Annotated in this window: 9 protein-coding genes and 1 pseudogene; 9 read left to right on the top strand and 1 reads right to left on the bottom strand. The window is 70.8% G+C overall.

Going from position 1 to position 8,522, the window contains the following annotated elements; translation table 11 throughout:
* Window positions 1–183, bottom strand: a pseudogene (locus IY392_RS17890) (hypothetical protein); the annotation flags it as partial.
* A 167-nt stretch (window positions 184–350) separates the two neighbouring features.
* Between IY392_RS17890 and IY392_RS17885 the strand changes: the two are divergent.
* Genes IY392_RS17885 through IY392_RS17845 form a run of 9 tightly spaced genes read left to right on the top strand, consistent with a single transcriptional unit; the run spans window position 351 to window position 8,383 of the window.
* The gene (locus IY392_RS17885; RefSeq protein WP_107755620.1) at window positions 351–3,227 is read left to right on the top strand and encodes a DUF4040 family protein; all 2,877 of its coding nucleotides are present in this window, start codon (window positions 351–353) and stop codon (window positions 3,225–3,227) included.
* Window positions 3,224–3,637, top strand: coding sequence for a sodium:proton antiporter (locus IY392_RS17880; protein ID WP_107755619.1), 414 nt, complete (start codon window positions 3,224–3,226; stop codon window positions 3,635–3,637). Before IY392_RS17885 ends, IY392_RS17880 begins: the two co-directional genes overlap by 4 nt.
* The gene (locus IY392_RS17875) at window positions 3,634–5,358 is read left to right on the top strand and encodes a monovalent cation/H+ antiporter subunit D family protein (protein ID WP_194861962.1); all 1,725 of its coding nucleotides are present in this window, start codon (window positions 3,634–3,636) and stop codon (window positions 5,356–5,358) included. The genes IY392_RS17880 and IY392_RS17875 overlap by 4 nt, the downstream gene beginning before the upstream one ends.
* Window positions 5,355–5,720, top strand: a complete 366-nt coding sequence (locus IY392_RS17870) for a Na+/H+ antiporter subunit E (RefSeq protein ID WP_107755617.1) — start codon at window positions 5,355–5,357, stop codon at window positions 5,718–5,720. Before IY392_RS17875 ends, IY392_RS17870 begins: the two co-directional genes overlap by 4 nt.
* Window positions 5,717–5,974: a monovalent cation/H+ antiporter complex subunit F gene (locus tag IY392_RS17865; protein WP_107755616.1), complete on the top strand. Its 258-nt coding sequence runs from the start codon at window positions 5,717–5,719 to the stop codon at window positions 5,972–5,974. The genes IY392_RS17870 and IY392_RS17865 overlap by 4 nt, the downstream gene beginning before the upstream one ends.
* Entirely contained in the window at window positions 5,971–6,348 is a 378-nt protein-coding gene (locus IY392_RS17860; protein ID WP_107755615.1) for a monovalent cation/H(+) antiporter subunit G, read from the top strand. Before IY392_RS17865 ends, IY392_RS17860 begins: the two co-directional genes overlap by 4 nt.
* Window positions 6,341–7,789, top strand: a complete 1,449-nt coding sequence (gene mgtE, locus IY392_RS17855; protein ID WP_107755614.1) for a magnesium transporter — start codon at window positions 6,341–6,343, stop codon at window positions 7,787–7,789. Before IY392_RS17860 ends, mgtE begins: the two co-directional genes overlap by 8 nt.
* 37 nt (window positions 7,790–7,826) lie before the next feature.
* On the top strand, window positions 7,827–8,087 hold the full coding sequence (locus IY392_RS17850) for a hypothetical protein (RefSeq protein ID WP_107755613.1): 261 nt from the start codon (window positions 7,827–7,829) through the stop codon (window positions 8,085–8,087).
* The gene (locus IY392_RS17845; RefSeq protein ID WP_194861961.1) at window positions 8,084–8,383 is read left to right on the top strand and encodes a monovalent cation/H(+) antiporter subunit G; all 300 of its coding nucleotides are present in this window, start codon (window positions 8,084–8,086) and stop codon (window positions 8,381–8,383) included. The genes IY392_RS17850 and IY392_RS17845 overlap by 4 nt, the downstream gene beginning before the upstream one ends.
* Window positions 8,384–8,522 lie beyond the last annotated feature (139 nt).

The raw sequence follows: 8,522 nt of genomic DNA, 5'->3' as shown, positions 1-8,522 counted from the left end.
GACCAGCACCACCAGCGCGAGTGCCCGCCGGCCGGGCCCCGGTGCGTCCGGGGTCGCGGCGACCGGCTCACCCGCCGGGTCACGCTCCCGGTCGTCGGTCCGGTCGTCGGTCCGGCCGTCCGCGGGCTCATCCGCCGGGTCGTCCGTCCTGTCGGCTGCACTGGGGATGGGGGTGGGGGGCATGCCGTGGATGGTAGTGATGTAGAGCACCCGTTCCCGCAGGTCATTCGGCATGCCCCTGAATCCTGCTCGAATCCGTCCCGATCGGGAGTGTTAACCTGGGTCGGCGGGCTCGGTTCCCACGGGTCTGTTCCGACGCCCACCCCGACCACCACCGGAGCCAACGGCACGTGACCTTGACCCTCGCCCTCGCAGTGGCCTTCGGCATCGCGGCGATCTCACCGTTGCTGGCCCGCACGATGGGGCGGGACGCGGGGTGGCCGCTCGCCGCCATGCTCGGCGGCCTCGCCCTGTACATCTGGTTCGCCATCCCCGTCGACACCGTCGCGTCGGTCGAGTGGATGCCCGCACTCGGTGTCGAACTCCGTCTGTCCCTCGATCCGCTGGCCCGCGTGTTCACCATGATCGTCCTCGGGATCGGGGCCGTGGTGATGGCCTACTCGTCCCGGTACCTCGGACGCGGCTCGGGCCACGGTGGGTACTACGGCCTGATGACGCTGTTCGCCGCGTCCATGCTCGGGCTCGTCCTGGCGGACGACGTGGTGGTGCTCTTCGTCGCATGGGAGTTCACGACCCTCTGCTCGTTCTTCCTCATCACGCTCGCGGGCCCCAAGGGCACGCAACCCGCCGTGCGGACGTTGCTCGTCACCGTCGCCGGCGGGCTCTGTCTGCTCACCGCCGCGGCGCTCATGGTGGTCCGCACCGGTACCACGGTCCTGTCGGAGATCCTGGTCGACCCGGTGTGGTCCGCCGACCCCGCCTTCGCGGCCGTCATCGCGGTGCTCATCGCCATGGCCGCGTTCACCAAGTCCGCCCAGTTCCCGTTCCAGGCGTGGTTGCCCGACGCGATGGTCGCGGCGACCCCGGTCAGCGCGTATCTGCACGCCGCCGCCATGGTCAAGGCCGGCATCTACCTGCTGCTGCGGTTCTCCGAGGCGCTGCACGACGTCCCGGTGTGGAATCTGCTGCTCATCACCTGCGGTATGACCACCGCGGTCCTCGGCGCCGTGTTCGCCATGCAGCGCGACGACCTCAAGGAACTGCTCGCCTACTCCACGATCAGCCAGCTGGGCTTCCTGGTGGCGACGATCGGCGTGGGCACCCCGGCCGCCATGGTCGCCGCGATCATCCACACCATCGCCCACGCGCTGTTCAAGTCGTCCCTGTTCATGTTCGTGGGCGTGGTCGACCACCAGACCGGCACCCGCGCCATGAGCGGCCTCCCGCGGCTGTACCGCATCATGCCCGGCACCGCGATCGGTGTGGGGCTGGCCGCGGCATCGATGGCGGGGCTGCCCCCTCTGTTGGGCTTCGTGTCCAAGGAGTGGATGTTCAAGTCCATGCTCGACGCGCCGGGGGGCGCGTGGGCCGGTCCCGCGCTCGGCGCGCTGGCGGTGTTCGCCGCCACGTTCACCTTCGCCTACTCCGCGCGCTTCCTGCTCGGCGGGTTCGTCACCCACGGCCCGCCGGCGGGTCCCGGGCCCGAACCGGTGCACAGCACCCCGGAGACCATCGAGGCCCCGCGCGCCTCGTTCTTCCTCCCCGCCGCCCTTCCCGCGGTGCTGGGGCTGGTGCTCGGGCTCACCGGGTTCCTGCTCGAGCCGGCGGTCGCGGCCGCCGCACGCGCGTCGATCGGTGAGGGCTACGAGGCCGACTTCGGTCTCTGGCACGGGTTCGCGCCCGAGCTGTTCATGTCGATGATCGTGATCACGCTGGGGATCGTGCTGGTCGTGGTGCGCCACCCGGTCGACCGCTTCCTCGACCGTGAACTCGCCCCCATCACGGGTGTGGCGACGGTCGACGCGCTGCGCCGCTGGGCCATCGCGGGCGGGGCGCGCGTGGGCGACGTCACCCGGACGGACCGGATCTCCCGGCACGTCTGGGCGGTCCTGCTGGTGCTGGTGGCCCTGGCGGCCGTCGGGGTCGTGGCGGTCCGCCCCGAGCCCGAGGTGGGCTCACCTGTCCGCGCGGAGGACTGGATCGTGGTGGTCCTGCTCGTGGTCGGCACCGCGGCCATGGTCATCTCCCGCTCCCGTCTCGGTGCCGTCGCGAACGTCGGGATCGTCGGCTTCGCCATGGCGCTGTGGTTCTTCACCCTGGGCGCCGTCGACGTGGCCCTGACCCAGCTCCTCGTCGAGGTCCTCACCGTCGTCGTCATCGTCCTGGTCCTCCAGCGTCTGCCCCGCGCCTTCCACACGGTCTCCCGCTCGCGCACGCTCGTCAGCGCGGCGGTCGCGATCGTGGTCGGCCTCGCCTCGGGTGCGGCGGTGTGGGCCATGACCGGTCGCCGGGAACTCTCCGACGTCGGCCGGTACTTCCTCGACAACGCCGAACAGGACACCGGCGGTATCAACGTGGTCAACACCGTCCTGGTCGACTACCGAGCCCTGGACACCCTCGGCGAACTCACCGTGCTCGGGGTCGCCGGGCTCGCGGTGATCCTCGCACTGCACGCCAGACGCGCCCTGCCCCGCCGCGACGTCCCGCTCGCCGTCCACGCGGATTCGCCCCTGCTGTCCGCGCAGGACAACGGCGTCTTCCTGCGCACGTTCGCCCGCATCCTCGGCCCCCTGATCGTGCTGCTGTCGCTCTACTTCCTCGTCCGCGGCCACAACGCCCCCGGTGGAGGGTTCAACTCGGCGCTCATCGGCGGGGCCGGGATCGCGATCTACTACCTGCGGGCACCGAGCGACAAGGCGGCGCGGATCCGTGTGCCGTACGTCGCGGTCATCGCGGCGGGCGTCATCATCGGCGTCGTCACGGGCCTGGCGGGCTTCGTCGACGGCTCGTTCCTGCTCCCGCTGCACGCCTACCTCGGCGACGTACACCTGACCACCGCGCTGATCTTCGACGTGGGCGTCTACCTGGCCGTGCTCGGTGTGATCATGGCCGCGATCGACAAGCTCGGCGGGGACGACCGGAGCGATGAACCCGCCGTGCCGCCGCCACCGCCCACCGGGCCGGGTGCGGAGGCCACCGCCCCGGCCGCCACCGAGGACGCGGACCGGGTCATCGACGTCACCGACAACCGGGAGGTACAGGCATGACCCTCGCGATCTCCGTCGGCGTCCTGATGGCCGGCTTCGTGTTCCTCGTCCTGCAGCGCGGGATGGTCCGGGTGATCCTGGGCTTCATCCTGCTCAGCCACGCGGCGCACCTCACGCTCATGGCGGCCGGCGGCGCGTCGCGCCGCGAGGCCCCGCTGGTGTCCGACCCGGACCCGGCGCTGACCTCCGACGGTCTGCCGCAGGCGTTCGTCCTCACGGCCATCGTCATCGCGTTCGCCATCACGATCTACCTGCTCGTGCTGGCGGTGATCGGCGGTGACGACGACGACACCGACATCGGCGACCTCGACCCCCTGGACCTCCTCCCCGAGACCCCGGGCGGCGCCCACCCGGAGGACCCGGAGCCCGATGAGCCGTCGACCCACGACGCGGAAGGGGTCCACCGATGACGCTGGAGTCCGCCCTCACGCTGTTCGTCGCCGTCCCGCTGCTGACGGCGGGAGTGCTCGTCGCGGTCGCCTCGAGGACACGGCTGATCCTCACCGTGCTGTTCGCGGTGCTCGGGACGCAGTTGGCCGCGGCCGTGGCCACCGTGCCGTGGGTGTCGGACGGCTCGGTCGTGGTGCACCAGGTCGCCCTGTGGGCGCCCGGGGTGTCCATCCCGTTCGTGCTCGACATGTTCTCCGCGCTCATGCTCACGGTCACGAGCCTGTTGACGCTCACGTGTGCCGCCTTCGCGGTCGCGGCCGGGGAGGCGTACAAGAGGTTCTACCCACCGCTGGTCCTCCTGGTGACCGCCGGCGTGAACGGCGCCCTGCTCACCGGGGATCTGTTCAACTTCTTCGTCTTTGTCGAGGTCATGCTCCTGCCCTCCTACGGGCTCATGATGATCACCCGGTCCGGGCGTGCGAGCGTGGTCGGCGTCGCGGCCTCGCGCCTCTACATCTCGGTCAACCTCCTCGCCTCGACCATCTTGTTGATCGGGGTCGCGCTGATCTACGGGGTGACGGGGACCGTCAACATCGCCCAGCTCCACGGGGCCGCCTCGGAGGACACGGCCGTGGCCGTGGCCACCGCCCTGGTGCTCTTCGCTCTCGCGATCAAGGCCGCGGTGGTCCCCGTGCACGGGTGGCTGGCGCGCGCGTACCCCAAGATGTCCCCCGCGGTGACCGCGATGTTCTCGGGCCTGCACACCAAGATCGCGATCTACGCGATCTACCGCATCTACGCGGTGATCTTCGACGGCGACTCGCGCTATCTGTGGGTGGGGGTCGTCGTGTTCTCCGCGACCATGCTCATCGGCGTGCTCGGCGCGGTGGGCGAGGCCGCGCCCCGCTCGATCCTCGCGTTCCACATGGTCAGCCAGATCGGCTACATCCTCCTGGGAGTCGCGCTGTTCGGCCCCATCGGCCTGACCGCCGGCATCTTCTATCTGCTGCACCACATGATCGTCAAGGCCGCGTTGTTCCTGGCGATCGGCGCGATCGAGGTGCGCTACGGTCCCCGGCGGCTGGGGCAGCTCTCGGGACTGGCCAAGACCGAACCCCTCGTCGCGGTCGCCTTCTTCGCCTCCGCGATGTCGCTGGCCGGGATCCCGCCCTTCTCCGGTTTCGTCGCCAAGCTCAGCCTCATCATCGCGGCCCTGGACGCCGGCCAGATCGCCGCCGCGGCCGTCGCGGTGGTGGTGAGCATCCTGACCCTGCTGTCGATGCTCAAGATCTGGACCGGGATCTTCTTGGGCGAACCCACGCCCACCGACTCCCGCACACTCCCGGAGGGTCTGGACCCGGCGCACTCGGAGGCGACGGGCATCCCCGACGGCAGGGACGTCGACGGGCGGCACCGCGACGGGGTCGAGATCACCGGCGCCGCAGCGGGCGCCACGCCGACCGACACGATGGCTCCCGCCTCGACCACCGCCTCGACCACCGCCACTGACACCGTCACTGAGACCGCCACTGTCGCGGACACCGCGGAGGCCGGCTCGCCCGACCCGGACATGGTGCCCCCGGGCCGCCGGATCGGCCTGGCACTGGCGGCGCCCGCGCTGGCGTTGTCCGTGGTGACGCTGGCGCTGGGCCTGGGGGGTCAGCTCCTGCTCGAGCTGTCCGGGACCGCCGCGGCCAACCTCTACGATCCGACCACCTACATCCAGGCGGTGCTCGGATGACCTCCACCCTGACCTGGCCACTGAGAATCGCGTGGTTCCTGCTCTGGTTCTTCTGGCAACAGACCACCACCAGCGCGAAGGTCGTCCGCGACGCCTTCCTGCCCCACGCCTCGATCACCCCGGGCTTCGTGCGGTTCCCCACCAGGTGCCGCAGCGAACTCGAGGTGACGATGCTGTCCTCCCTCATCACCCTGACGCCGGGAACGCTGACCCTGGGTGCGCATCACCCCGGGGAGGGTGAGGACTGGGAGATCGTGGTCCACGGCATGTACTTCCCGGATCCCGACGACCTGACCGCCTCGCTACACGACTTGGAGAACCACATGCTGCGGGCGATCCGTCGAGAGGGGTTGACCCGATGATCGTCGTCGACATCGCCATCGTCCTGGTCGCCATCGCGGCGGTCCTGTCCTCCTACCGTATGATCCGCGGCCCCCACGCCGGGGACCGCGCCATCGCGGCGGACCTGCTCTTCTTCGCGTTCATCGCCCTTCTCGCCCTGGTCGGCGTGAGAGTGGACAGCCCCTTCGTCTACGACCTCGTCCTGGTCGCGACGCTGGTGGGCCTGGTCTCCGCCCTCTCACTGGCCCGACTCATGTCCGGAGGTAGACGATGAGCTGGGAACTGGTGGCGACCGTCCTGGGATCGGTCTCCGTCCTCGTCGGCGCGGTGGTGTTCCTCGGCGGCGCCATCGGTCTCCTGCGATTCCCCGATCTCTACGTCCGTTCGTCGGCGATCGGCGCGGCCGCCGGACTCGGCCTGGTGTTCGTGATCGCCGGAGCCTTCCTGCTGCACCCCACCTGGGAGGCCGCGCCCAAGGTGGCCGTGGCAGCCATCCTCCAGTTCGCCTCCTCGGCGATCGGCGCGATGTACATCGCGCGCGCCGGGTTCCTCTCCGGGGCCGCGCCCACCACCGCGACCCGCTACTCGCAGATCGAGTTCACGACCGGGCCCCCGACCGACTCCACGGAGGTGACACGCGATGACTGAGCCACGCGAACTCTCGGACGATCCCGCGGCACCACCGACCGACGCCACCGGGTTCGCGCTCATCGACGCGTCCGACGAGGACGACACCTCCTACGGCGAGATGAGTCTCGACGAGGCGACGCGGCGCCTGACCAGGCTGCGCTCACGCGGCGACCTGAGAGCCGCGTCGCAGCTCATGGCCTCGCTACCCGACCAGGTCGTGGTGGACATGTTCGAGCGCAGCACCGACAGGGACCTGGCCGTCGCGTTCCGCCTGCTGCCCAAGGGACGTGCGCTCGTGGTGTTCGAGGCCCTCGACGCCCCGGTCCAGTCGGATCTGCTCCGGGGACTGCGTGAGGAGCAGGTCGCCCACCTGTTCGAGGAACTCGACCCCGACGACCGCGTGGCGCTCATGGACGAGCTCCCGGCCCTCGTCGCCACCCGCCTCCTCCGCGGCCTGCCTCCGGAGGAACGGGCCCTCACCAACGAGATCCTCGGCTACCCGGCCGGCTCCATCGGCCGCAGGATGACGCCGGAGTTCGTCTCGGCACGACCGGAGATGACGGCCGAGCAGGCGCTCGCCCGGGTCCACGACCGGCTCGCCGACGTGGAGACCATCTACACCATCCCCGTCGTGGACCAGGGGCGCCGACTCGTCGGAGTGGTCGGTCTCCGGTCACTGATGGGCGCGGATCCCCGCGAGCTCGTCGGGGACCTCATGAACGACGCCATCTCGATCCACGCCCGGGCCTCCGAAGAGGAGGCCGCCCGTCTCAGCGCGGACGAGCGGGTGATCGTCCTGCCCATCACCGACGAGGAGGACCGCCTCGTGGGCATCCTCACCGTCGACGACGCGCTGCGGATCCTCGAGGACGCCGAGACCGAGGACGCGGCCCGCCAGGGTGGCGCCGAGCCCCTCCGCCGGCCGTACCTCTCCACGCCCGTCCGCTCCATCGTCCGCTCCCGCGTGGTGTGGCTGCTGGTGCTCGCCCTGGGCGCCGCGCTCACCGTGCAGGTGCTGGCGGTGTTCGAGACCACCCTGGAGCAGGTGGTGGCGCTGTCGCTCTTCGTGCCGCTCATCATCGGCACCGGCGGCAACACCGGCAACCAGGCGGCCACGACCGTCACGCGCGCGCTGGCACTCGGAGACGTCCGACCCCGCGACGCCCTCCGGGTGCTCGTGCAGGAGGTACGGACCGGGTTCATCCTGGGCCTGGCCCTCGGCGGCGTGGGGCTTCTCGCCGCCGGGTTCATCTTCGGTTTCGATTTCGGCCTGGTCATAGGCCTGACACTGCTGGCGCTGTGCACCATCGCCGCCACCGTGGGCGGGCTCATGCCGCTGCTCGCGCAGTCCGTCAGGGCCGACCCCGCGGTGTTCTCCAATCCGTTCATCACCACCTTCGTCGACGCGATCGGGTTGATCGTCTACTTCCTCATCGCCCGCTCCGTCCTGGGGTTGTAGTGGACGGTCCCGCTTCGAGGCCGGAGGGATCGTCACCGTGGACGTGGTGACCGTCGTCCTGCAGGCCCTGGTGATCGTGCTGGTGCTCAACATCCTGGCCTGCCTCGTCCGGGTGGTCCGCGGCCCCTCCCCGCGGGACCGCGTCACCGGGGTCGTCCTGGCCGGCACCACCGGGGCGGCGTCGCTGGCGGTGCTCTCGGTGATCGGCCCTCTGCCGTCGCTGCGGGATGCAGCGCTCGTCCTGGTGGCGCTGGCGCTGGTCCTCACCGTCACGATGGTCACCGCCCGCCCGCGATGAGTGGTGCGGGCGAGGTCCTCGACGTCGCGGTGGTCATCGCCGCCGTCCTCGGGGGCCTGTTCTTCACCGCCGGGACGGTCGGGCTCCTCCGGTTCCCGGACCTGCGCAGCCGGCTCCACGCCATCACGAAGGCGGACACCCTCGGGCTGGGGTTCGTGATGCTCGCACTGTCACTCCGGGCGGAATCCGGGTGGGAGGTCGCCAAGTACGCCACCATCTGGGTGCTCGGGATGACCGTCGCGGCCGTGGCCGCGACCCTGCTCGCCGCGGAGCCGGACCGGGGGGCGGCCCCGTGATCGGTGCCGGCGTGATCGACATCGTGGTGGGCGTCGCGGCCCTCGCCGCGGCCGCCGTCGCCCTCTCGGTGCGGGACCGGCTCACCGCTCTGGTCTCGTTCGTCCTCCTCGGCGGACTCCTGCCCAGACGAGCGCGAGG

Origin of the sequence: Dietzia sp. SYD-A1 (assembly GCF_015356725.1) — a bacterium.
GTDB lineage: Bacteria > Actinomycetota > Actinomycetes > Mycobacteriales > Mycobacteriaceae > Dietzia.
The sequence above is the reverse complement of the archived record's forward strand: the minus strand, read 5'-3'. Positions and strand labels throughout refer to the sequence as shown.

Coding starts and splice junctions, on each gene's coding strand:
- IY392_RS17880 (WP_107755619.1), top strand. CDS start 3,224: ATGACCCTCGCGATCTCCGTCGGCGTCCTGATGGCCGGCTTCGTGTTC.
- IY392_RS17875 (WP_194861962.1), top strand. CDS start 3,634: ATGACGCTGGAGTCCGCCCTCACGCTGTTCGTCGCCGTCCCGCTGCTG.
- IY392_RS17870 (WP_107755617.1), top strand. CDS start 5,355: ATGACCTCCACCCTGACCTGGCCACTGAGAATCGCGTGGTTCCTGCTC.
- IY392_RS17865 (WP_107755616.1), top strand. CDS start 5,717: ATGATCGTCGTCGACATCGCCATCGTCCTGGTCGCCATCGCGGCGGTC.
- IY392_RS17860 (WP_107755615.1), top strand. CDS start 5,971: ATGAGCTGGGAACTGGTGGCGACCGTCCTGGGATCGGTCTCCGTCCTC.
- mgtE (WP_107755614.1), top strand. CDS start 6,341: ATGACTGAGCCACGCGAACTCTCGGACGATCCCGCGGCACCACCGACC.
- IY392_RS17845 (WP_194861961.1), top strand. CDS start 8,084: ATGAGTGGTGCGGGCGAGGTCCTCGACGTCGCGGTGGTCATCGCCGCC.